The 23,670-nt window shown below is 68.9% G+C and carries 18 protein-coding genes; 1 reads left to right on the forward strand and 17 read right to left on the reverse strand.

Annotated elements, in window-relative coordinates; translation table 11 throughout:
* Positions 1 to 981 precede the first annotated feature (981 nt).
* From AC1D0A_RS11515 to AC1D0A_RS11595, 17 genes are all read right to left on the reverse strand, one after another.
* Entirely contained in the window at positions 982 to 2,718 is a 1,737-nt protein-coding gene (locus AC1D0A_RS11515; protein ID WP_476945821.1) for a right-handed parallel beta-helix repeat-containing protein, read from the reverse strand.
* Positions 2,667 to 3,542: a DUF6519 domain-containing protein gene (locus AC1D0A_RS11520; RefSeq protein ID WP_476945822.1), complete on the reverse strand. Its 876-nt coding sequence runs from the start codon at positions 3,540 to 3,542 to the stop codon at positions 2,667 to 2,669. The genes AC1D0A_RS11515 and AC1D0A_RS11520 overlap by 52 nt, the downstream gene beginning before the upstream one ends.
* A gap of 1 nt (position 3,543) precedes the next feature.
* On the reverse strand, positions 3,544 to 5,628 hold the full coding sequence (locus AC1D0A_RS11525; RefSeq protein ID WP_476945823.1) for a phage tail protein: 2,085 nt from the start codon (positions 5,626 to 5,628) through the stop codon (positions 3,544 to 3,546).
* Positions 5,625 to 8,048, reverse strand: coding sequence for a baseplate J/gp47 family protein (locus AC1D0A_RS11530; protein WP_476945824.1), 2,424 nt, complete (start codon positions 8,046 to 8,048; stop codon positions 5,625 to 5,627). Before AC1D0A_RS11530 ends, AC1D0A_RS11525 begins: the two co-directional genes overlap by 4 nt.
* Positions 8,048 to 10,540 (reverse strand): baseplate J/gp47 family protein, encoded by a 2,493-nt coding sequence (locus AC1D0A_RS11535; RefSeq protein ID WP_476945825.1) that lies wholly within the window; start codon positions 10,538 to 10,540, stop codon positions 8,048 to 8,050. The genes AC1D0A_RS11530 and AC1D0A_RS11535 overlap by 1 nt, the downstream gene beginning before the upstream one ends.
* Positions 10,537 to 10,920, reverse strand: a complete 384-nt coding sequence (locus AC1D0A_RS11540; protein ID WP_476945826.1) for a GPW/gp25 family protein — start codon at positions 10,918 to 10,920, stop codon at positions 10,537 to 10,539. Before AC1D0A_RS11540 ends, AC1D0A_RS11535 begins: the two co-directional genes overlap by 4 nt.
* The gene (locus AC1D0A_RS11545; RefSeq protein WP_476945827.1) at positions 10,917 to 11,249 is read right to left on the reverse strand and encodes a hypothetical protein; all 333 of its coding nucleotides are present in this window, start codon (positions 11,247 to 11,249) and stop codon (positions 10,917 to 10,919) included. The genes AC1D0A_RS11540 and AC1D0A_RS11545 overlap by 4 nt, the downstream gene beginning before the upstream one ends.
* Position 11,250: 1 nt before the next feature.
* Positions 11,251 to 11,733, reverse strand: coding sequence for a phage baseplate assembly protein V (locus AC1D0A_RS11550; protein ID WP_476945828.1), 483 nt, complete (start codon positions 11,731 to 11,733; stop codon positions 11,251 to 11,253).
* Positions 11,730 to 12,809: a phage late control D family protein gene (locus tag AC1D0A_RS11555; protein WP_476945829.1), complete on the reverse strand. Its 1,080-nt coding sequence runs from the start codon at positions 12,807 to 12,809 to the stop codon at positions 11,730 to 11,732. The genes AC1D0A_RS11550 and AC1D0A_RS11555 overlap by 4 nt, the downstream gene beginning before the upstream one ends.
* On the reverse strand, positions 12,802 to 13,065 hold the full coding sequence (locus AC1D0A_RS11560; protein WP_476945830.1) for a hypothetical protein: 264 nt from the start codon (positions 13,063 to 13,065) through the stop codon (positions 12,802 to 12,804). The genes AC1D0A_RS11555 and AC1D0A_RS11560 overlap by 8 nt, the downstream gene beginning before the upstream one ends.
* On the reverse strand, positions 13,062 to 13,676 hold the full coding sequence (locus AC1D0A_RS11565) for a hypothetical protein (RefSeq protein ID WP_476945831.1): 615 nt from the start codon (positions 13,674 to 13,676) through the stop codon (positions 13,062 to 13,064). The genes AC1D0A_RS11560 and AC1D0A_RS11565 overlap by 4 nt, the downstream gene beginning before the upstream one ends.
* Positions 13,670 to 13,897, reverse strand: coding sequence for a hypothetical protein (locus AC1D0A_RS11570; RefSeq protein ID WP_476945832.1), 228 nt, complete (start codon positions 13,895 to 13,897; stop codon positions 13,670 to 13,672). Before AC1D0A_RS11570 ends, AC1D0A_RS11565 begins: the two co-directional genes overlap by 7 nt.
* The gene (locus tag AC1D0A_RS11575) at positions 13,894 to 15,792 is read right to left on the reverse strand and encodes an AAA family ATPase (RefSeq protein WP_476945833.1); all 1,899 of its coding nucleotides are present in this window, start codon (positions 15,790 to 15,792) and stop codon (positions 13,894 to 13,896) included. The genes AC1D0A_RS11570 and AC1D0A_RS11575 overlap by 4 nt, the downstream gene beginning before the upstream one ends.
* On the reverse strand, positions 15,789 to 17,021 hold the full coding sequence (locus tag AC1D0A_RS11580; RefSeq protein WP_476945834.1) for a Pvc16 family protein: 1,233 nt from the start codon (positions 17,019 to 17,021) through the stop codon (positions 15,789 to 15,791). Before AC1D0A_RS11580 ends, AC1D0A_RS11575 begins: the two co-directional genes overlap by 4 nt.
* Positions 17,022 to 17,742: 721 nt before the next feature.
* Positions 17,743 to 18,459, reverse strand: coding sequence for a hypothetical protein (locus tag AC1D0A_RS11585; protein ID WP_476945835.1), 717 nt, complete (start codon positions 18,457 to 18,459; stop codon positions 17,743 to 17,745).
* A gap of 10 nt (positions 18,460 to 18,469) precedes the next feature.
* A complete protein-coding gene (locus AC1D0A_RS11590; protein ID WP_476945836.1) occupies positions 18,470 to 18,973 on the reverse strand; it encodes a phage tail protein in 504 nt (167 codons plus the stop codon).
* Position 18,974: 1 nt separating this feature from the next.
* Positions 18,975 to 20,846 carry a phage tail sheath subtilisin-like domain-containing protein gene (locus AC1D0A_RS11595; protein ID WP_476945837.1) on the reverse strand — a complete coding sequence of 624 codons (1,872 nt, stop codon included), beginning with the start codon at positions 20,844 to 20,846 and terminating at the stop codon, positions 18,975 to 18,977.
* A gap of 736 nt (positions 20,847 to 21,582) precedes the next feature.
* Between AC1D0A_RS11595 and AC1D0A_RS11600 the strand changes: the two genes are divergently transcribed.
* Complete coding sequence (locus AC1D0A_RS11600) at positions 21,583 to 23,598, forward strand: eCIS core domain-containing protein (RefSeq protein ID WP_476945838.1); 2,016 nt, start codon at positions 21,583 to 21,585, stop codon at positions 23,596 to 23,598.
* Positions 23,599 to 23,670 lie beyond the last annotated feature (72 nt).

Raw genomic sequence — 23,670 nt, forward strand, 5'->3', positions numbered from 1 at the left:
CCACGCCCTGAACAGACATAACAAACACCTCCGAAGGTGTCGGGAGGATCCCGCGGATCAACCTCAGGTCCTCAAAGGAATCTGATACATCCCGTCCTGACATCTCCGGAGGTGTTTGTGAAGGACAGACTCAACTCATATCAGCTGTGGCCTGCTTGGATTGACCATGTCGGCGCAGGCCAACAGCCGGAATATTGCCGATTCCTCCTTGCCCGGGTCCGCCCCAGCAATAAGCAGATAGCAATCTTGGCGCGCTCAGCGCCGGTGTGAGCGGGCGATGACGGCTTGTCCTGGCGTCTGTGTTCGGTCGGTTGCGGTCGCAGTCCTGCGACTTTCCGCCTGAGGCGAAGTGCGCCACATTTGACTCGCAAAGGTTCGCCCGCGTTAAACCGGGCAGGCTCCCGCCGAGGGATCAAGGTAGCGGTCGGCTCGGGGCATCGACTGTCCGTTCGCGCTTTACACCCCCCGAGACTGGCTGGGACCCAGAACGCGGTGTCGCGGCCTAGAAGGGCGCCGATAGACGCGCGCAATTCGGTTCGGCCACAGGCAAAGAAGCGTTTGGAGGGGAGTCCACCAATGCAGAGGCCGAGCATAGAGTTCTCCGACAGACATCGTGGCGCAAGGGACCAGCATCACCTGGAACCGCCCCGGCCACGATGTAGGCGCCCCTTTTGCAACGGAGTGACACTCTTGCATCCAGGAGCCCTACTACGAGCAACAGCGCAGGAATCCACGCCTGTGAGCTCCGCCGCGATCCAGCCGGGCCGGCTCGATCTCGGTGATCCCGGGCGCAACGCCAGATGCGCCGCGTTCGCATTGGCGCGGAATGGGCGAGCCCGTATTTTCGGACAAGCGAGAGGCGCCGGATTGATGCCGGCGCCTCGTCGAATCAGACTGGGATTCGAACCCTCAGTTTCGCGCTGCCGCTCGCTGCCGTACCGTGACGTATACATGTCTGGGCTTCAGTTTAGGCCTCGGCCTTTATGGTAGGCAACGGTCGCGGAGCACTGTTGGGGACGGGGGAACATCGAGGGCCTTCACGCCGTTCAAGTTCGCGACGTCGCTGATGTAGTGCAGGGTGGTGCCGGGTGAGGCGTTGGTGTCGCGCAGGACGACGCCGAACCGGAACGTGCCGGTGACCTCGAGCCCGCGCAGCTGCAGCCAGGGCCCAAGTTGGCCCCAGATCCGGACCGCGTCGACGGCGGTGCCGTCCGTGTCCCCGCCGGACCGGACGAGGGCTGCATGGTTATCGAGCATCGTGAGCCGGTTGACGTTGCCGACGTAGAACGCATGCCGTTGCCGGCCCCAGAAAAAGGGAACCAGACACAGCACGGTGTTGCCGCTGATCACGACCTGTCCCGCGGCCGCCGGCTTCTTCGGGTCGCGTTCCTGCAAGCCCACATGGATGCCTTGCAGTACCCCGGTCACGTCGTTGCCCTCGATACGCACGCGCGGGGCCCGGTCTCCGGCCACGACAATGCCCTGTCCGATGGTCCGCACTCGCTGCACTGCCGCGGCGAGGAACGCGGCGGTGGACGGGCTGACGCGTGCCCGGTGGGCCTCCGTCGCGCTCGCCGTGACGAAGCGGGCGAGCGCCCGGGCCGGTCGCACTACCGGGGTGCCGCGGGCGGCGTGGCGGGCCCAGTCCGTGGCCACGTCACGGATCGAGAGGGGCCCGCCTATCCGCACCGCGCCCATGCCTGGGGTGGTGATATTGAGTCGCCGCGTGTTGCCGGTGGCGAGGAGATGACGGGCCACGTGCCGGCCGAGTTCGGTGGCCATGGCTCGGTTGACCCCGCCGCCTCCACGTCGAAGGGGGGCGAGTCGTAGGTCGTTGTCGATGACGGTTGTCTCCCTCGCGGAGATAATGAGGATTCCAACCTGTTGGTCGCCAACTTCGAGGCGGTTGCCGCGAATCTCCACATGTCCGGGACGCCCGCCCTTGGGGTCCGGATCAATGTAGAGGCAGGACTGGGCCCGCCCCCGGCTGTCGGGGCACCAGAACTGGCAGTCCCGCACACGGAGCCCCTCGCCTCCGCGGACGGTGAGGGCGCCTTGGAGGTGGGGCGAGGGGGGCGCTTTCGGCAGCGCGGCTTCTAGACGCAGGTCCCGGACCTCGAGGTCATCGCAGGCGGTGGCGATCAGTACGGCTTCGTGCCCTTGCCCTGCAAGCACGGTGGACGGTCCGACACCTTTGATCATCACCCGGCGTTTGCCGGTGAGTTTCAGGGGCACGTCCACCGGGTAGGTTCCGGCGGCCAGGCACAGGACGCCGCCGTCGTTGGGCAGGGCGTCGAGTGCTGTCTGGAGGTTGTCCCCGGGTAGCGCGACGACCGTGCAGGTCCCGCCGCGGATTTCGACGAGCGGAGGGAACATCCGGCGGCAGTCGGTGAGTACGGTACCGGTCGCCAGGTCGACGACGGCTAACGCAGCCGTGGCGTGGATTACGCCGTCCGGTGGTGCGTTTGTCAGGGTTTCTGCCGCGGCGGCCTCGGTGGCCGATCCGCGTACCCGGATCCCCCACCACTCGCCGACGAGGTAGTTGCCCGGGTGGGCGGTGAACGTGATGCCGGCGTCGATGCCGGCGAGGGTGGCTGGCACCCCGGCGGCGGCCCCGACGATTTCTCCGTCCCAGCGCCGCAGGCAAATGCCGGGAGGGTTGCCTGTCAGGGGGCTGGGCGCGGTGAGTGTGACGAGGCTGCCAGTGGGTTCGGGCATGGGCGCGATGACGGAAAGTGGGCCGTGGTTGCGGCGGTCTGCGCGTCGGGTGAGCGTGGAGACCTCGACGAGGTCGCGGGGGCGAACCTGACGGCGGGGGAGGGCCTCAGGGTCACGGCTGTTCCGGCGACGGCGGCGGTGACGGCGTCGCTGCCGTTGGTGTATGACCAGGCGAACCGTGCGGTTGCTTCCGTGCCGGCATCAATGACTTCGATGCGCAGGAGCCCGTCGGGTAGTTTGCTGCGAGGGTCATCCGGTGGGGCGCAGGGATCGGACGGGGGCGCGGCCGCGGTTCGGCCGACGTCGAGCCGCCCGGTTCCTACCAGGTCCGGGAGGACCGCGGCGCCACAGGTAGCGGTAGTGGTGCTGGCGGCGCGAACCCGCCAGCCGACCCGCTGGCGGGTGGTGGTGTCTACCGGGTCCAGGGCCGGGTCGAGCAGCCTTTTCGGGTCTTCGGCGGCCTGGACTTCTTCGACGAACGCGTCAAGGTAGAGCTCGACGAGCCCGCTGCCGGGCAGGGGCGGGATCTCTGGCTGATCGGTGTAGAGCTGGTCGGCGTTGTTCCGTGCCAGGAGCCCGCCCACCCACATGCTTCCGGCACGTATGGTGAGTTGGCCAGCCACGTATTCGATCTTGAATGCGGTGGAGCCGGCCGGGACCCCGGCGGGGCCGATGACGTCGCGGGCGAGGTCGTGCTGTTCGCGGGCGGTCCCGTCGATGGTGAGGTTCCAGTCGGTGTCCAGGAGCACCCGGCCCTGCTGCATCCGTGCTGTGGTCCAAGGAACGTCCGCGCGCAGCGGCACGCTGGTGAAGTCACCTGTCATGTCAATCCTCCGGGTCGGTGATGCTCAGGTTCGGGTGCACGGCCAGGGGAGTCATTTCGGGCAATCGTTGGGCCAGGCGGAGCGCGTTCTGGCTGCGGCGGGCATGGTGGTAGGCTCCGATCTCGCCGCCGTCGCTCGCCCCGGTCAGCAGCGGATGGGCGGGCGTCGCCGCGGGTGCGGTGAGCACGGGCGCGTAGTACCCGGCTGCTTCGAGCCCGAGTGAGCCAAAGCGTGGCAGGGGGCCGCTGAGGCACTTGTGGCCTGGCGGGTGCGCCGCGGGGTCATCGCCCGGGCCGAGGTGGCAGAAGCGTACGCAGCCGGTGGAGGTGACGGTGGTGTGCAGCCCGTTGGTGAAGAGGCAGTCGGTCACCCACACTTCGTCCGCACCGACCGGCCCGACGAAGGTGACCCCGGTGGCCACGAGATCGGGCGGGAAACGGTCCGCTGCAGCGAGGGCGGAACGGGTGGGGTTTCCTCCGGGGGATCCACCGCAGGGTGTCGGGGCGGCTCCGCGGCCGTCGACGAGGCAGTCGGTGAGTGTGATGGGGAACGCCGATTGGTCGGCCCGGATTGGGCCGAGGATGCAGTATCGGGCACGCAGCTGCACCGTCCAGGCGGTGGGGTTGACGAATACGCCGCGCCCGGTGATGGTGTCGAAGGTCAGCCCCACGAGCTCCACGCCGCCCATCTCGGGTCCGATCCGCAGCTCGCCCTGGAGGAAGAACCCGTCCAGCTCGAGCTCCACATCGGTGAGGTTGACGTCGAGATCGCCGACGATGACCGGGGTCATCCCCACCGGGGCGAGCACCCGCCACCGGGTTAGGGTCGGGGCGCCGCTCAGCGGCGCCGGAGCGGCGAGTTGGTCGCTGGTGTGCAGGCGGATCTCGACCTGCGGTACACCGGGTTCGCTGGTGCTCGCCACGGCCGCACTGGCGGCGGCGAACGCGGCGGTGAGGGTAGTGACGACTGTCTGCCCGGGCGGGTGCGGCGCCCCGGGCACGGGGTCGACGACGATGACGACGCCGACGTCCTCGCGGGGTTGCTCGGTGGCCGCCACAGGTCCCAGCCGGCCCGGGACCGCCCGGTAGAAGCTGGTGCGCAGGGTCCCGAGGACATCGGCCGCGGCCTCCAGGACCCCGCGGGAGGGATCGACGAGAACCTGCCCGGCGGCCGGGGCGGAGGCAGGGGCTCCGGGGCCCGGCAGCCCGGTGAGCCCGATCCGCGACCAGGGCAGCGGGACCCGGTCCACGCTCACGGCGAAGAACGCCGGCCCCTCGGCGGTGAGCGGGTGCTCCGGGGCCAGGGTCCAAACGGGCCCGTGGCTGACGCCGCCCAAGGCCTCCAGCAGCTTCCAGCTGCCGCGTAGCGGCAGCTCCCCGGCGGCGCGCGGCCGGCGCGGCGCCGGCAGGCTCCCCGGTGATCGTTCGTCCTCCGCATCGGAGGCCACATGCAGGGGCCGTGGCTGCAGGTAGAGGGGCGCTGCGATACCGAGCGGGTGCATGGCGAAGCGGCCATTGCCCAGCGGGGCAGCCTGTACCTCCTCATAGCCGAGTACCTGCCACGGGAAGACTTGCGTCGTCACCGCGGCCGGGTGGTGGGGGCCGCCCGGGGTGAGGCTGTAGCGGGCCGAGTCCCAGGCGCTGCCGACGCCCAGGTGCTCGCCGGTACGCAGGTTCAACGACGCCGTGCGCCGCACTGGATGGGGCAGCTGCTGGGTCCACAGCGTTGAGGTCCACCCCTCGCGGACGAGAGCGGGCCAACCGGTGAGGACCTCGGCGAAGTCCTCAAGGGCTGCCGGTGTGCCTTTGCGGCGGCGCAGCGCGGTGGCGTAGGCGATCTCGTGCCGGCCGGCGTCGGCCGGCAGCCCTAGCAGGGCCGCAAGGTACGGCAGCGCCCACGGCGCGGCACTGTCGGGGAAGGCATCGTCGATGACTGTGTCAATATCGGCGGCGAGCATGCGCCACTGCTCCTCCAAGGCCGCAAGCACGGCTAGCAGCGGTGGCGTACCCTCGCCCGCAGGCCACGCCTGGAACAACGCCGGCGGGATCATCGCAAGGAACCGCCTCGAGGGCAGCGCGGCGCTCATGGGCCCACGACCGTTACCGTACCGACGCTGAGGAGCTCATAGCGTTCGGCGGGCGTGCGCCCGATGGCCCGCTCAGCGGCCGAAGGCGCCCGCAGACCCGCCGCCAGTGCCAAGGACACGACACCGACGACGGCCGGGACCGCATGGACCACGGCGACGACGTCACTGGCGTCCAGGGCAACCCCCAGGTCCCGGGTCCAGCCGGCCAAAGCCCCTTCCTGGTCCGTCAGCGCGGCCCGGACCGCCTCGTGCACGGCGGCCTTCTCGCGGCGCGGATCCGTTGCGACCATCAGCGTTACACCCACCGCGCTCGCCGCACCGGCACACACACACAGCCCCACGGAGGTATCGCGCCGTGCGTCGAGGTAGCCGGCCAGGGAGCGGAGCTCGGCGGTCAGCGGGGCCCGGACCCCGGTGGCGGTGCGCCGCAGCGAGGCCACGTGCAACCCTGTCGCCCCGCACGGGCAGCCGGCCGGCCCAGCGCCCCGCCAGGCGGTAGCGTGGCTTGTGCCGGGCACTGTGAGCGCGAGGTCGGCGAGGTCCGCGAGCGAGACGGCCCGGTCCAGGGCCCGGATCCGGGCGGCGGCGGCCCCGCGGATCCGCAGGGGGTCCTCCTGGTCGGCGGCCCCGCTCGTGCGTCCCACGCCGGTGACCTTGCGCAGTCCGCGCACGCTCCCGACGAGGGCATCGATTTCCGTGGCGGTCAGCTCCCCTTCCAGGCCCCCGCCGACCCGCCATCGGGCGGTGACCTCCCCGCGCGGCACCGCGCCGCGGTCCCCGTCGCCGAAGACGAGAACGACTTGTCCGTCCGCGGCCAGGCGCGTGGTGTACACGAGCTCACCCGGTCCGCGCCCGTAAAGGCTCGGAACCTCCTCGAAGGCCACCCCGGCCACCTGCACGGTCAGAGAACTGCCCACCTGGCCAGACGTATCGACGTCGGCTGTCACGGGCCCGGGCACGACGGCCGTGCCGCCGGCGAGGGTGAGCGGCTCGGCTTTGCTCGTCCCGTGCCGGACGGGGACCAGGTTCGCGGTCGCGACTGCGGCGGAGGCCGTGCCGGCCAAGGGGCTGCCGAGCACAAGCAGCATCCCGCCGGTATCGGTGGGGCTGTCCTCGGCGTCCGGGGAGCACCGGACCATCTCCCAGCCGCTGCTGGTCCCGATTGCCAGGCGCTCGGGCACCATGGCGGGGCGGGGATGGATCCGCAGACGCAAGCCGCCTGGGGGCAGGGCGGGCAGTTCGTAGTGTTGGGCGACCACCCGCGCGTCCACGAGCGCGATCTCCAGGCCGGGGCTGTCCACCATGTCCTCCGTGATGGGGTCGGTGAGGGTGATCTTACCGACCTGGCGTTTCGTGCCGGGCGCGATCGACCAGTCCAGTGCCGTGACCGAGCTGACGGTGGTGATGCGCGTGCCGGCGGCGTTCCACACGATGATGCCGATGCCCGGGCTCGCCGCGCTCGCGTCCGAGACGAGGATCTTATCGGCTGTGACCGCGGGGTCCAGGTCGTTGGGGTAGTCGACGGGTGCCGTGGCCGCCGTGCCTGCCGTCGTGACGTAGGAGAGTTGATCGAGGCGGTGGGCCAGGCCCAGCGTGGCCCGGATCCGGTAGGCGGCATAGGTCGTTGACGGGGCGGGGGCCAGGAGCGGGCTGAGCGGCCGGTCCATCGTGATGAGGAAGGCGCCGAGGTCGTCCGCACGGCCGGTTACGGTGACGGTGCCCACCACTTTGCGTGCGGCTGTGGCCCCGATGGTGACGTTGCCGATCCATGCCAGCCAGGTCGGCCAGCTCGTCGGCATGACTTGGAATGCCGCGGGTTGCTCGGCCACGAGGAGGATCTGGTCGGCGGTTGCGAAGCCCGGGTCGGTGAGGAGGCGCAGTGCACGTCCGGGTGGTGGCTGGGGTGTGGGCACGGCCGTGACCGTGAGCCCGTCCCAGTCGGCGCGCAGCAAGGTGTCGGTGGCAGCTTCGAAGGTCTGCGCGGGCCGTGATGGTGTTCCCGGTGCCTGGACCCGGGTGCCCGCCGGCACCAGCGGGCTGGCGCCCCGGTCGATGAGGCAGCGGACCCAGCCGCGGGCGGCAGTCCGCTGTCCCGGACGGTGCCCCAGCAGCTCGGTTGTGCGGCGCAGGTCTGTCCAGTCCTGGGCGGTGCCCAGGTAGTGTTCGCCGGCGGCGAGTTCAGTGTAGGCAGCAACCGAGTCCGCGACGCGGGACCACAGTTCGGCGAGGGTGAGGACCGTGGCATCTCCGGCGACGTCGAGGCTGGCGCCGAGGGTGCCTGTGCTGTCGGGGGCCTCAGCGATCCCGGCGAGCAGCGCGTCGCGGAAGTCGTACCGGTCGGCCAGCCGGCGTCGCAACCGCGGCAGCCCGGGCGGGGGGGCCGGGCGGGGAACAATCCGGCGCGGTTCCGGGGCATCCATCAGCGGCCTCCTTCGATGGTCAGTTCGATGCGGCCGCGGTCGGGTGCGGCGGTGTCGTCGTCGCACACGGCGATCTCTTCCGGGCCCATGAGCAGTACGTTCTCGAGCGTGCCCGGCGGGTCGGAGAGACGGCGCGCCTCGGTCACTCGCACCGCGTCCACTCCGGGCAGCGCGGCGACGGCGGCGACCACATGTGAGGTGTACACGCTGGTGCCCAAAGGGTGCGCGGCCGGGGCGAACACCGTGCCGGGTCGGCCTGGACGCAGCGCGGCGAGGATCTGGACCCGGGCCAGGGCGGAGTCGCTCGTCGGGGTCAGGCACACGGTGAGCCCGAGAAGCAGGCCGACCGGTGTGGCGGGGCTGGCGACTACTTCGGTGCCGGCCATCCGCACCGCGTCCATGACGTCCTCAACCGCCGAGTTGACGTCGGCGGAGGCTTCCACGGCCACCAGACCGACCGGCCATGAGCCGGACCAGGAGCGTCGGGCGGTCACCCGAACCACGCCGGGGACCTGGACCGCGAAGGCCGGCAGGTCGCTGACCAGGACAGCGCGCCGGGGCTCGGCGGCGTAGGCCTGGGGCGCGTCCCGGCGCACAACGTCCAGCGCCATGGCCGCCGCGCCACCGCTGCCCGGGGTGACGTTGCGTGCGGTCACCCCGGCCAAGGCTTCAACCCAGGTACAGGGCTGCCCGTGCGGTGTCATCGAACGCACGAGCCGTGTGAGCGTGTTCGCGGCGATGTTGCCTGTAGGCCCGGAGCCCACCTGGTGACGCACGGTCACAACACTCTGCGGCGGCGGGACGACACCGAGCACACCGGTGGCGAAGCGCAGCCGCGGTGGCTCTTCATCGTCAAAATCAACGGTGACACTGAAGCCCTCCTGCGGCGCGCGCAGCAGGCTTGTGACCCGGGCCGCGCGCACGGTGACCCCGCTCGGCAGCCGCACCTCCGTCTCGAGTTGCCAAGGCCGCCCCCCCGGTGCGCTGGAGAGCCCGACCGTCCCGGCCCGCGGCAGGAAGTACTCACTCACCCGCTCCGTAGCCGGGTCAGGCCGCCCACCAGTGAGGGAGTCGACGGGCAGCAGTGCGGCGCCGCCGTCCACGCACAGGCCGTGGTGGGCCGGCAGCAGACCCAGACGCGCCACACCGACCCGCGGCGTCCCGGCGCTCCGATCGATGCTCACCGGCACGGGGCGCATCAAAGCCTCGGATGCGTCCCAGAACACCCGGACGAGCCGCAGCCCGGGGGAGAGCGGATCCTCAAAGGGGACAGCGTCACGCACGCGGACCACTTGCGCCGGGTAGCTCGCCAGCGGCAGCCGTGTCTGACCGCCCGAGCCATCATCGGGAGGCCAGCGCCGCTGCCGGCCAGCCCACTCCTCATGGGCCCCGGGCGGCCCCGGGGCCACAACCTCGAAAGCGAGGAGCGAGCCGGCGGGCAGCCACGCCGAGAGGGAGATAGTGCCCCCCGGGACGGGGCGCACGAGGACGGCACTAGTCGCCCCGGCAGTCAGGACGGCATCCGCCTCCCCCCAGTCATGGAGCGCCACCTCGCCGTGCGAGGCACGGACCGTGACATCAACGTCAGTCTCGAGGGTGAAATGCGCCGCGGCGGGCTCAGCGTCCGGGTCACCGGCGGTATCCGTGGCGGTGTCACCGGGCCCGACGACGAAGTCCGCGTCCGCCGCCCCGGGGTGCTGAACGTGGACCTGGACGACCGTTCCAGCGCTCGTCGCGGGCGGCACAGCGAAGTCGACAAGCCGGGCATGCCGGGTAACCGCCGCACGGCGCCGGGCCGTCGGCAACCACGCCTCGGTCGAGACCCGATCCTGCCGGTACGCGAGCAGATCCCCCAAATGGGCCATCAACTCGACGAGCGTAACTATCACGTCGGCCGGGGAACGATCCGTGCCCGGCACAAGGGCCTCCAGCCGCTCCAGGAGCATGGCCCGCAGACCTGCATAATCCCTGGCAAGCGTGTCGTAGTCCGGCGGCGTCAGCGGCGCCGGCGGCTCGGGAACGATGACGCAGTCGGGCAGATCCCCGCACTCGGGACGCAACCGGACCGGAACATGGCGGCGCAACGGATCAATCGTGAGACCGAGCCCCGCCAACCCGGCACGGTGGAGGCCCAAACGGTACGGCGCACGGCCCGGCAACGCCGCACCCTCGGCGGCGACCGGCAGCGTCAGATGGGCGGGCACCGGGTTGCCGTCCGGGTCGGTACCGGCAGGCACGACGGAACCATCCCCCGTGATATTGACCTTGGGCCCGGCGGGACTGCCCTCGAGGAACCAGAGCTTGGCATCGACGAGACCAGCCGGAGGGTCACCATAGAGCCACACGGACACCGTGCGCACCGGACCCGTGCCGGAGGCTGACGAGGCCCGCAACCCCAGCACGGTACCAGGGGAACCGAACAGCGTCTTCGGACGCCGGAGCGCACTCGCGACCGGTTGCAGCGGCGGGCCGTACGCGTCGGGGCCGCTCATGGCCCGGCACCCGGGAGGGTGAGACTGACACGGCGTGCCTCCCCAGCGGGGCGGGGCCGGTACAGAACCTCGGCACGGACAGTGGACTCCTCCACCGAAACCGTGACCTCGAGGACCTCAAGACGGTCACCGAGAGCCTCGGCGAGGCTGCCCTGTGCCCGAGCCCGCACGATGCCAGCCAGATCCGGGGAGAGCGGCTCGAAGAGCGTAGAGGCACCGAGCCCGGCCCCGAACCCGGGCCGGTGCAGGCGCTCACCCGGTGCGGTGAGCAGCACGGTGCGCACAAGATCGTCGAGATGCTCCAGCGGCGTCCCGGTGGCCAGCCGCCGCCCGGCACCGAGGGCCCACGGCTGGCGTGCTACACGACGCTCGGCGCTCATGTCGCGCTCGCTTTGGACTGGACCGAGCTAATCTGGAGGATGCCCTGGGGGGCGGAGGCTGCGCTGAGGCAGAGGCCCACGCTGGACTCCACGAGCACCGGGATGCCGCCGGCGGTCACCCGCGTGGCTGGTACCGTCCACTGTACGGTGAGACATGGGCTGGCCGTGTTCCCGACGACGAAGGGGCATCCGGCGATCGTCGTGGTGTCTGTGACGACGAGGGCGGGTGCGGAATCCGCGAGGAGGGCGCTTTGTCCGGCGAGGAAGCTTGCCTGTCCGCCATGTGGGCACGAGGCCACGGTGCCGGTTGTGAGGATGGGGGAAGCCATGTCACCTCACCTCCAGGGCGCCGTTGTTGATGTTGACCGACCTCCCTTTCATGACAAGGGAGGCCCCCTGTCCGTTGTTGATGCTGACGCCGTCGCTGTCGAGGATGATGACGGGGCCTTCGGAGCATCTGATGGTCAGGGCTTTGCCGTCGTCGGAGAGTTCGAGGCGGTGTCCGCCCGGCGTGAGGATGATGACGGTGTTGGGACCGGCGCCGTTTACCCCGCTGCCTCGGCTGAAGTTCGCCCCAGACCAGACTGGTTGCTCGGAGAGGTCACCGCGTGGCCATTGCACGAGCACGGAGGCCCCCACAGGTGGGACGGCGGCGAAGCCGCTGCCATCTCCAGCGAAGGGCAGGGAGGGAACGCACCAGCCGCTCGGGCCCTCTAGGACCTGCGGCACCTGGACCTTGAGCCGGCACTTGCCTTGGGGGTCGTCGTTGTCGAACACGACTCCTTGGAACAGACCCACGTAGCTGTCGCTCATAGCGCCGCCGCCATCGCGGTCGTGCCGCTGTCGGCCGAGCCTAGGGCGTTGCGGATGAGCCGGAGGGCCTGGACGTGCCCGCCTGGGTCGATGGTATGGCGCACCGAGCTGACGAGCCACAGCCCGTCGAGCAACTGTCCCAGTCCGGCTACGGTGACCGTGCGGCGGGCCCGCACGAGGGGTGCGTCTGAGGACGTGAGCGTCACTGACAGGGTGGCGCCGAATGCGCTGCGCTCGGCCATCGCTGTCGCTGTCGTCTGCGCGTCGAGTACCGCGATGCCGGAAGCGGCGTGGGTGCGCACCACCGTTTGTCCGCCGAGCGAGCGTGGCCCCATCGCGTGACCGGTGCCGGGGTCGGAGGCAACGTCGGTGTCGGTGCTGCCGGGCACGGCCCGGGTCACGTGGACCTCTTGGCCGGTGAGCAGTTGGACCGACGCGCTGGCTTCTCCTCCGTGTCGTCCGTTGCCGAGCTCCAAGGTGGTCTGGGGTTCGGCGGTCGGGTCGATCCGGCGGAAGGTGCCGGTGACGCCGCCCGTAATGGTTTCGACGTGGACGTCGAAGCCATTACGGGCGGCGAGGGATGTGAGGAATGCCCAGTCGGTGCTGGTTTGTTGGGGGGCATAGGTGTCCGAGCTCACCGCCTGGGGAGTGGTGTCCACTTGTGCCTGCAATCCGTGCTCCTGGAAGAGGATCTGGGCGATCGTCGCATCGGTCGTGTCCTGCCAAAGCCTTTGGACCTCCTTGCGGTCCATCTCCACACTCCGGTCCATGCCCTCGACCTGGAGCGTGGACAGGCCACCGGGAACGAAGGCCCAGCTTGCGGCGACGGCGCGGGCGTCGACGGCGAGGCTTGCTTCCCCCCGGGTGATCGAGACGCTGAACGGTGCCGCTGGTTGGACAAGTGCGTCGAGCGTGCTGGTCCACGTGCTGGTGGGGCCGCTTGCCGTGGCGATCGTCATGCTTACCTTGTCCTGAGACCCAAGGGCCTCTTCGACATTGAGGCTCTGGAGGAGGTCGAGGTCCTGTGCGCTGAGGAGTGTGTCGTTGACTTTGATGATCGTGTGCGTTTCAGGCATCGGGCACCGCCAGCATCGTGCCCGGCTCCTCGAGCCGGAGGGCGTCTTCCTGGGTGTTGGCGTCGGCGATGATCCACCAGCGGGTGCTGTCTTCGAGGGCGCTCGTGGCGAGCAGGTCGAGGCGGTCCCCTTCCCGCACCGGGTAGACCACATGGGCGCGCAGGGCGACGGCAACGCGCGGGGTGGACAGCGGGCGGGTCGTCCCGTCGTCCTGGCGGACATTAAGGTGTCTTTGGTCAGCGTAGCGGCCACTCATAGCCTTAACTCCACTCCCTGGGCGATGCCGACCGTGGCGGATGCGGCCCGCACGGCCTGGTAGGCGATCGCCAGGACCCTCGCGGTTGTCATGTCGGTCTCAAGGTCTTGCTCGCGGAGCACCGTCAGCGAGAGCTCGACGCTCGCTTGGACGGGTTGGAGCAGCGCGTCAAAGCCCGTTTCTTGGGCGGTGAGGCTGTCGATGCGCACGGGGACGACGCGCTCGAGGCTCCAGGCCAAGACAACGAGCGGCAGGCACGGTGCCGGTACCCGGGTGGCGCCGCCCTCACCGAAGACACCGGCTACAGCGCCGACGAGGGCGGTGAGATGACTGCCGCGCGGCTCGAGCATGGACTCGATGGTTGCGATCATGGGACCGACGCCGAGTGTACCGGTGATGGGCCGGTCGGGGGCGTCCAAGGCGTCGAGCTCTATCCGCAGCGTGTACGACTCCACGGGTGGGGCTGCCACCCGCAGCCCGGAACCGTTTTCACTGCGCTGGATGCGCAGCACCCGGGTCATTTCGGCCGGGTTGTACTGGAATGGCACGACGATGGGGATCCTTCCGGCAACCGGGTTGGAGAAGGAGAGCAGCATTCCGCGGATCAACACGGCGTCGCTCCATTTCGGAACCGGGGCGCGTCGGCCGAGATGGGTGCAGTCCGGGCGGCTGCAGTGGAGTCCTGTGCTGCTTCTGCGACGGCGCGGGCGATTGCCGCTTCGGGACCGGTGGGCCAGGGGCGGCCGGCGAGGACGGCGGCGATGGCTGGGCGGAGAAGCCCCGGCTCCGGTGCTCGGTCGACCCGGACGTGCAGGTTCTGGGGTGCTGTCATCGTTGGCTCCGGGCTGTCGGTGGGCGGTGGTTCTTCTCCAGCTCGCGGTGCACGGCTGCGTCGAGGTGGCCGGGGCGCACTGCGGTGTCTGCTGCGATCGCGCTGACCGTCGCGGCCAGCGCCGCGGCACGGATCGCCGCCCCGGAAAGTTCTTCACGGGCCGCTGCCGCGATGCTCGTGCCGTTCTCGAGCAGTTCATCGGGCAGGTATCGGCGCCAGATCTCTTCCCGTTCGGGGTGGTCGGGGAGGTCAAAGCGCACGGCCAGGCGGATCCGCCGGGCGAAGGCCTCATCGAGTGCCGCGGGTCGGTTGCTGGTGAGGATGACGACGCCGGTGTGCAGCTCCACGCGCTGCAGGAGGTGGTCGATCTCGAGGTTGGCGTACCGGTCCCGCGCGTCCTTGACTTCGGCCCGCTTGCCGAAAAGTCCGTCGGCCTCATCAAAGAGGAGGACGGCTCCGGCGGATGAGGCTTCGCGGAGCACAGCGTCGAGGTTGCGTTGGGTTTCCCCGAGCCATTTGCTCACGACTTTCGCGAGGTCGACGATCCAAAGGTCACGGTCCACGGACTGGGCAACCGCTTCGGCTGCGGCGGTCTTGCCGGTGCCGGACGGTCCGTGGAAAAGTGCGATGACCGCTCGCCCGCGGAGGCCCGTGAGTCCTAAGCGGGCCTGGGCCGCGGGGGAGTAGCGGGCGTGGGCGATGACGTCTTCGAGCGCTTGGCGGGTTCTGCCGGGCAGGACGAGGTCATCCAGCGTGATGGCCGGCGGCAGCCGGCGGGCCAGTCCGCCCGGGTCGTGGCGTGGGTGGGCGCGCAGGGCAGCACTGACGTCGGCGATGGTGGGTGGGCGGCCCACGGCGTGAGCGGCCCTGGATGCGGTCGTGACAAGTTCGGACACGGTCCGCTCGGCGAGGGGCAGCCGCCCGGCGACGTCGGCGAGCTCTACGGTAGTGGGGTGCAATCCTGCGCCGTGGAGTGCCTCGCGCCAGATCAGCTCGGCCGTAGCGAGGCAGGGCGCAGGGGCGTCGAGGGTGTGCCAGTCGGGCGGGGCGATGCTTTCGGGGCCGCCAAGTGCGAGGACGGTGCCTTCGGGTGGGCCCGGGGTGTCATCGAGGAGGACGACCGGCAGCTCGTGTCCGAGTCGCAGGAGCAGCGCCGCGACGGCCGGCGTTCGGACGGTCGGGGCCGCCGCTACGCCGAGCAGGGCGGCGACGGCGTCCCGCAGGAGTGCGCGGTCGTCCGGTACCTCGCAGCGAACGAGGACCTGCGCGCCGGCGGCAAGCAGGCCGGCCGTCTGCGCAGCCAGGGCGGCGACCCGCGGTGCGACGATGCCAGGGCTGGCCGGGTTTGCCCGCTCGCCGGCAAGGATGGCTGCTGTGGTGGTGGGTAGCTGGACCGGCGTGGCAGCGTTCGGGACTGGTTCGAGAAGACCGGCACGCACCAGCCGGTGGAGCTCATCCACGCTCAGCGACACTCGGATTCCCAGTGGTGCGAGGATCTGGGCAAGGAGCCCAAGGCTGGCGTGCCGGCGGGAGGCGTCGTCGTGGACGGCGCCGAGGAGGACGGCGATCTGCGGGTCTGCCATGGCCCACCAGGCCGCGGCGAGCGGGGCCTCGTCGGCGATGCTCAGACTGGTGGCCTCGACGAGTGCGGCGAAGGGGCCCATGGTTGGAAGCGGAAGAAGCTCAATGCATGGGTGGGGGTCCACGACGCCGACGGCGGCCGCGGCCCGGGCAGCGTCGTCCAGTGCCGGGTTCGTCCAGGCCTGCTGGTAGGCGCGTAGGACGTCGACACACGCCTGGGTGATCAGTCCCCGCCAGGCGAGCAGCCGTGGGTCGTTTAGCCCGCTGACGGTCTCGTGCCCGGCAGGCGGGCGCGGCAACGTGTCGGTGCTCATGGGGCAGCTGGCAGGTCGGTGGCAGGTCCCGCGACCGTACCCGAACGCAAGCTCACGGGCACGGTCGGGTCTGCGGGCAGCGTCGGTACCAGCACGGTTACGGTCGTCGGCCCGGTCCGCGTGTAAGGTTCCGGGGCGCGGGCGAAGAACACTTCGCCGTCGTCGATAATGTGGCGCACGGTGAGCGTCGCCGTCGTCCCGGGACGGAGGGTGGCGCCGGCCGCAACGACTACGGGGACCACGGTCACGGTCGCGTGGTCGCTGCCGGCTGCGAGGCCCTCGGCGAGATTGGTGACGGTGAGCCTGCGCGGGCCGGGCACGAGCTCGCCGTTGGTGATCGTGGCGGTGAGCCCGCCGGCTGCAGGTCGCGTTGCCAGGCGCCACGGGCCGGTCGAACGGGTGCCGGCCGGCCGGCCGTCGGTGGGATCGTCGGGGTCCCCGTATACCCGCTCGAGGGCCACCTCATGGGGGTCGGTCACGCCGCGGACTTCCATCGTCAGCTCCTGACCGAGGTGGACGAACGAGGAGGTGACCCCGGCGAGCGACGGGCCCATCGAGGGGGCCACGCCCACACGCCGTTCGAGCACCGGCGGACCGGCGGTGAAGGCCTCCTGCGCCGGGACGATGACGAGGCTCACCTCGTACCCCACCGAGAGCCGCAGGGCCTGTGAACCCACACTCCACACGGCGGTGATGGTCTCCATCGGCAGCCGCTCGAGGCTGATGCGAAGCGGCTCGACGAGCCCGTCGAGCGTCGGGGCAACCTCGCTGACGGTGCGGTCAGGGCCCGTAGCCACGGGAGAATCGGCGCGCCAGATGCCGTTGTCATGCAGCGCGGACATGAGCGCCGAAAGGCCCGCATGGACGACATCATCCTCGGTACCGGTCTCGCTCAGTTCCCCCGGGTCAGCGACGAGGAGGTAGTGTAGCGTGAGCGCGAGGGGTGGGCGTCCCCGGCGGGAGCGCCACCCCACTTGCGGGGGTTCCATGTTGACAAAGGCAGGCGCGGGCTCAATCCGGTAGAGGAACCAATTGAGGCGGGGCCCATCGACGGGTCTGTCTAGAGGGCCGATACTCGCTTTGACTGGGGTCCCCAATCCCTTGAGGGCCTCGGTCGTCAGCGTTCGCAGGACCTCGTCCACGCCGGCCAGGACGGCTGGTCCGGGGGTAAACAAGCTCACCAGCCACCCCCACGACGCGCAGTAAGGCCGCCCTCGATCGCCCGACACCCAGCGAAGGGGTCGGCCGACGCGGCAGGGGCTGTGACCTGGACATCGATGCGGCCGATTTGTACGGTGGGCAGCGCGGACTCCGGGGCGACGGCGCGTGCAGCCGATGGCGGCTCCGGTCCAGGTTCATCGCGGGGCTCGGAGACGAGCCCGGAAGAGCGTGCGCGCCGTGCCGCATGCGGGGTGCCGATGCCGGGCACCGGGAACTCGGGCGCTCCTGCCCCCGCGCTCGAGGTCGCGAAGGGTTCGGACCGAGCAGGCTCTCTGGTGTGCGTACCCCGGTGGTCGGCTGCGCCCGCCGTAACTGTGGCGGGGGAGGCCGCTCCTGTCATGTCCGCCCGGAACGGGCCGTCCGCATCGGTGGCACCACCGTCATCCCCGGTCGTCGCAGCTCGTGCGGCGGGATCAGCGATCTGTCCTGCGTAGGCGCCAACTGGCCCCCCGTACGCATTGACCGGCACCTGAGCTGGATCTCCGATCCGCCTATCTCTCCCGGTGTCGACAGTTCCCGCGACGCGCGTGCCGTCGACATCCCCTTGATCCGGGCCCGCGTACGATCCCGGCCCCATTGGCGTCGAGGCCCCTCCCGCCGTCGTAGGCCACGTCGCCGAGTGCTCCGACCCGCCGGAGGGTCCTTCGTCAGCCTGGGCCCGGATGCGCACCACGGCCATTGGCGTCGTCACGCGCGCGGCGAGGCGGTTCAGCCCCGACGGGACGACGCTCACGGCTGCGTCCCCGCCACGAGACCCGCGAGGCGGCGTCGCCGCTCGTCAGGTAAGGCTTCGATGGACGCCAGATCCCAGCCGTAGCCTGCCGCCAACAGGTGAACTTCGTGGTCGACATCCTCACGTACCTGCCGCAGCGCCAAGAGGACGAGGCCCATGACATCAACGTCCATAGTCAGCGGCGCACCGCAGCCGATACACGCCGAATGCAGCGGTCCGCTGAGTGAGCCCTCGATACGCGCGAGGTCTGCCAGCCCGGCACTGAGGCCCTCTGAGAGTGCCTTGCCGGCCACCGCCCCCGCCCCGGGGCCCACAAGGCAACGCCGCAGCAGCGCCTCAAGATTGCCCTTGACAGCGAGGAGATCGGCATAGGTGGGTTCGCGCACGCCGATGCCCGGGCCGCACCAAGCACTCATGGGAGTGTGCTCGCCGACTTCAACGCGTCCCAGCAGCAATGTGGTTAGCTCGCCGCAAACCGGGCACCTCACCGTGTGCTCAAGCGGGCGACCCAGCACCTCTTCGTGCACAGTAAGCAGCGCCCGGTCGGCCGTCCCGACGGGAAGCAGGGCAGGGTCCGCCACACCAAAGAGGTCGAGGTCCGCTTGAACGAGCCACGCACGCAACACGGCGACCGCCAGCGCGAGGACCGTGGAACCGTCATCGTCCAACGCGCTCGCGAGAGCCGCGCGGCGGCGGGCGCTCTGCGGGGACAAGGGGCCCGCCTCAGGCGCTCTGCTCGGCCGGCTCGGTGACAGCCGTGTCACGCTCCCAACCCTCCAACTCGAGCCGGATGCTCTGAATAGCGATCGCCGCCGAGGCGGCGTCGAGATCGGGCAGCGCCTGGTACTCCGAAACCCAACAGCGGAACAACTTGTAGCCAAGGACCTTCTGCCCGGCCTCATTGAAGACGTCGACGATGAGGTCCTTGCGGAAGTCTGGTAGCGAGATCCCGGGCTGGACGAGGCTGGAAACCTTGTTCGCCCACGCCTCGAAGGCGGGGTCGTGAGTGACGCCGCGCTCGAGGGTGACCGGGTCGTACGTGGTCAGGCCTGGGCTCTTGCGGACGTGGCCCGGGTCGCCGCCGTGACGGTGGGTGACAGACGCCGTTGACCGCTTGAGCGGGGACATCTTCGACAGACCCGCTACATAAACCCCGTCCCACTTCACTCGGAACATGTGGGACTTGTATGGGTCGTACCGGCTCGGGTTGACACTGAACTCGGCCATGTCACTCTCCCGCCTGGCTGATCTGGGTGATGGTAATGATGACGAATTCGGCCGGCTTCAACGGCGCGAAGCCGATGACCACGTTGACGCGCCCATTGTCGATTTCCGATTGCGGATTGACGGTCGCGTCGCACACGACGAAAAAGCTGTCGGACTCTGAACGCCTCTCGGACTGCTGGAAGGCGCCCTGCCGGAACAGCCCCCGCATGAACGCCCCGACCGTCAACCGTAGCTGAGCCCACAAGTCGGGGTCATTGGGCTCGAAGACGGCGAACTGGGTGCCGAGGTAGAGGCTGGAAGCGATGTAGTCGGTGAGCCGGCGCACCGGAACATACTTGGAATCACTGGCCAGAATATCGCTGCCTGCCAGTGTCCGGGCGCCCCACACCACGGTCCCCACACCGGGGAAAGTCCGCAGGACATTGATACCTCGCGGGTTCAGATCCCCTGATACATCGTCGTTGGTCACCGCGGTCAGGGCGAGGATCCCGGCGACGCCGGCCTCGAGCCCTGCCGGCGCCTTCCACACTCCGCGAGAGGCGTCCGTGCGGGCAAATACACCGGCGACTGCCCCACTCGGGCCGAACCCCTCGGGTCCGGCGTCCGCCGTCATGAGCCGCGGCCAGTACACAGCACCATGCGCACCTTGCGGGCGCAATAAGTCCGCCGCGGTCCTGATCTGTGTCGCGTTGGCTCCCGGCTGCGGATCGATGAGAAGGAAGGCCCGCTGGCGCTGGCAGTAGTCCAGCGCGGTGCTTAGCGACGCGGTGTCGGCAGTCGTGACGCCGGACAGACACAGGAGGTTGAAGCGCGGGAAATCGCGCTGGTTCAGCGCGAGCATCCCTTCGCCGGTCGACGCCGAGACGATCTGGGCGGCGCCCACCGTCGCCCCGTCCGAGCCAGCAGCAAGCGGCATAGGGGCGGCCACGGCGGGACGGAACGGGGCGCTGCCGCTCACCTCCACCCCGCCTCGAGACACTCCAAGGCCGAAATCCCCCGAAGCGTCCCCGACCCCAATAAGACCGACGACGACAGCGCTGTCCAACCCGCTCGTCTTCGACGTGAGCACAAGACTGCCGGCGGCAACGCTCGCCTTGACCGGCCAGATGGAACCAGCCGCGTTGATGTCGTCGCGAACGTTGGCGAGCGTGTGCGCTACAGGTGGGTTTTCTGCGGGGAAGAGCACGAAGTCTGTTGCGGGCCCCTGATCGACCGATAGCCGCAGTGATTTGCCGGCTACCGTGACGCTGGCGGGGGTCAGCGCACCGGTCGAGGTGCCTTTGCCAGCGGCGGGGGCGGGAGCGCCGGTCACCTCCGCCCTCACGAGCGTGCTCGCGGCCAAAACCGTGGTGACATAGCGGGTGCTGGCAGGGGACATCGACAGCTCGGCCCACGTTTCCCGGACGTTGACCGATGCCGGAGCGCCGCCCACCCCGGGGACCCACTCGGTGATCTCGAGTGTGAAGCGATCCAGAGGGAACTGCTCGGCGTTCTTGACCTCGACGAACACGCCGCTGATCGGCCCGGCCGCCGCGCCCTGGCCGTTCGCCCAACTGCCGCGAGAGCTGGCCGTGAGGGCCAGGCTCAGACCATTGGCAGCCGGCAGGACCACGAAGGCAGCCTGGGCGCCAGCCCCAAGAGCCCGGACAACAACCGCCTGGGTCCCGCCGTTGACAAAGAACTGCTGGACGGCGTGGCCCATCGGCTGAATCACGCCAATTGGGTCGCCGAAACGGCGCACGTAATCAGCGAAGCTAGTCAGCTCCACAGGGGTGTCCCCAGGCCCCCTCCGGGCGGCACCCACAAAGGCCGCACGGGAGGTCGAGACGCCAGAAATGGCCGGGCTTCCCGACTTCTTCTCGAAGATGTACACACCAGGGTAAGTCGTCGGAACCGTCACGAAGGCCCCCGATAGATAGCCGCGGTAAAATGTAACAGTCCGCGTAAACTTTCAAAATGGTCGAAAGAAAGTAGCGTCAACAACGCTGCGGCGCCAGCATTAGCCCGAGCCGAAGTCGATAACGTCTTTCAGGACGCATAATGGTGTTTCTAAGGATGCCCACCCGGGTGTTTGCAGCATCAAGAAGGATGCCGAAGAGAAGTCTCTCAAAAAAATTAGGTCTCGTCTCAGGATGATGGACTAATTCCCCTCCGGGTGTCAATGGAGGCTCGCATCCGTGGTCTCCTACCAGTACAGTCTCGCCAAGCCGACCTCTAGCAATGGGATCGGTTGGGTCTCCAGCTATCTTGCTCCACTGATGGAAGGGCGGATTCGCATCCGCCTCGCAGCACTCCAACAGCGGCAACGAGAGGTGTACGCCGGACATCGACTGCGACATCCCTCAGGCGCCTCCGGCAGGATCGCTGCACCTCACAGCCGCCACCGAAACGGTAGTACGCCGTTTCGGCGAGCGGCCGGACGTGCGGCCCTTGTCTGCGAGTAACCGTTGGCGGAATATGAGTGCTGACAGGACGGAGTGGTCGTGAGTCATGCGCACGCAGTCGTGACCGTAGAGTCACCACCTTCCCAGCGACGACAGATATCGAGGCAAGAGCCAACGCCGCGATTGAGATCGTCCGACGACGTTCTCACCAGGGAGGTTAGCCGTGTGGCAATCCAGCGGGCCCTCTCGGGGGCTGGTCAGCCTATTGATCCGGCGGCGCGCATTGCAGTGGAGCATTCGGTCGGCCTGAGGCTTGGGGACGTTCGCCTGCACACCGGGCCGCCGGTCAGAGCGGTTGCGCGTGGGGTGGGCGCAGCGGCCTTCACACTTGGTCGGGGCATCGGGGTAGCCGTCGCTCCGGGGGAGGAGGTTCCGGAGCCCCTTCTTCGCCACGAGCTGGTGCATGTGGCCCAGCAGCTCGCTGGCGGTTCCGCAGCGACCGGGGAGGCGGAGCGGCAGGCGAAGCGTGCAGGGCACGACCTGAACGCCGTCGGCCCCTTGGTGGGAACAGAGGCAACGCCGGCGTTCGCAGCCGGGGACTGGCTGACCGGACAGTCCCCCAAGGGTCCGCAATCCATAACCTGGGAAGAGGCTTGGCAGACGATCGACGCAATCGGTGACATCATCGAAATACGCATGGAGATTCGGAAGGGTCTCGCATACGACATGTCCATACCGGCTTCGCATAAGGACGTTCCCGCGCGTTGGCAGCCTCTGCTCACCGAGTGGTACCTGATCGCCCACGGAAGGGTCAGGTACCCAGATGGAATGCTGCTCATCTATCGCGGTGACTTTCTGGCCGAGCATATCGATCGAGCGGAAGCCGAAACCGCCCCATTGGTGCGTGCCCTCGTGGCCGAAGGTGATGAGCTCACGGCCCCATGGCTGGAGGAGCACTACACACGCAAAATCGCAGAATTCCGGAAGCGGGCTTTGACCGAAGCGGTGTCCGCGGATATCGAGAGCACTGCGAAAAAGGGTGTCGGCGGGGCCGTGGACATCGGTGCAATCGATGACCTCACACAGCTCAAGCTCGGCACCAACGAAGCACTCAAAATGGCCCGCGCCGTGGTGACGGTCGCAACACGCACTACCGCAGCCAACGTGGACATGCTGAAGAAGCTCGATGAGCACTTCGCCCACGGGATGGGCCGGCAGAATGTGCCGCGTTCACTAGAAACAACCAGGGCTATGACTCTCCAGAACTCGCTCGCCTACGTGCAGGGCGGGTTGAACCTCGTGCAGGCGATCGTGAACGTGTCCGATCCTAAGAAGCGGTTCGAGATGTACCGGACACATCAGGCACAATTTGGAGTCGTTGGCGGCGACTTGAGAGGCATGCTCGGCTCGCTCGGGAGATCCGACCACGACGTTGCTGTCCACGCAGAAATGCTGAAGAATTTGGGACAGTTCGTCAGCGGGGCCGCGGCAGTCGCGGGAGCCGGCACGTACGCAGTGGCGGCAGCGCTGGGAAAAGCAGACTTGGCCGCTAAGGCTCTCAGCCTCGGCAAGACCGGGCTGGGTCACGTCAATGTTGCACTCAATGTATTCGGTGCTATCCACGGCCTCGCGGTGCTCTGCGACAAGGACGCGACTGGCGCCGAGAAGCTTGAAGCAGGGGTGGAGGCTGGCTCCGGAGGACTCGGGCTCGCAGGCAAACTCGTGCCCGCGCTCGCGCCCTACACGGCTGCAGCGACAACTTCGCTTCTCGTCAACTTCTACGCCTTCAAAGGTGTCCTCGGAGCGGCCGCCGGGGCCTACTCCGGCTTGATGTCGGTCGGACTAAACATGTGCTTCGAGGAGCTACGCTGGACCGCCAGAACCCTGAGCGGAACTGGCATGAAGTATGCCGCTGCTCTAGATCTCGCAGGGACCACTGTTCATCCGGCCAGGGCGTTTGAGCTGGTTCGCCAGACCGACGGCCTGCGCACGTCGCTCGTCTGGGAAATTACGACATTCATGCGCAGCGCTGTCAAACGTGGCGGCAACAAGGATCCCGGCACCTACGAGATTCTCCGGAAGAGGTTCCTGCCGTTCGCAGGAAAACTCGACCTAAGCGGTCCTGAGCAAATTATTAGCACCACCGCCCGTCTCCTTGAACTTATTGCCTCCTGCTTCACTGACGCTCAAGCTATCTACCAAGAGGAAATCGAATACACATGGGAGCATCACACAGACTAAACCCAACTTCGGGCGAACTAACCGGATCCATGCAGGTTCCAGACGGGCGATCCTGTCCTGAACGGCGTCAGC

This window comes from Arthrobacter sp. P1_D4 (genome assembly GCF_056406115.1).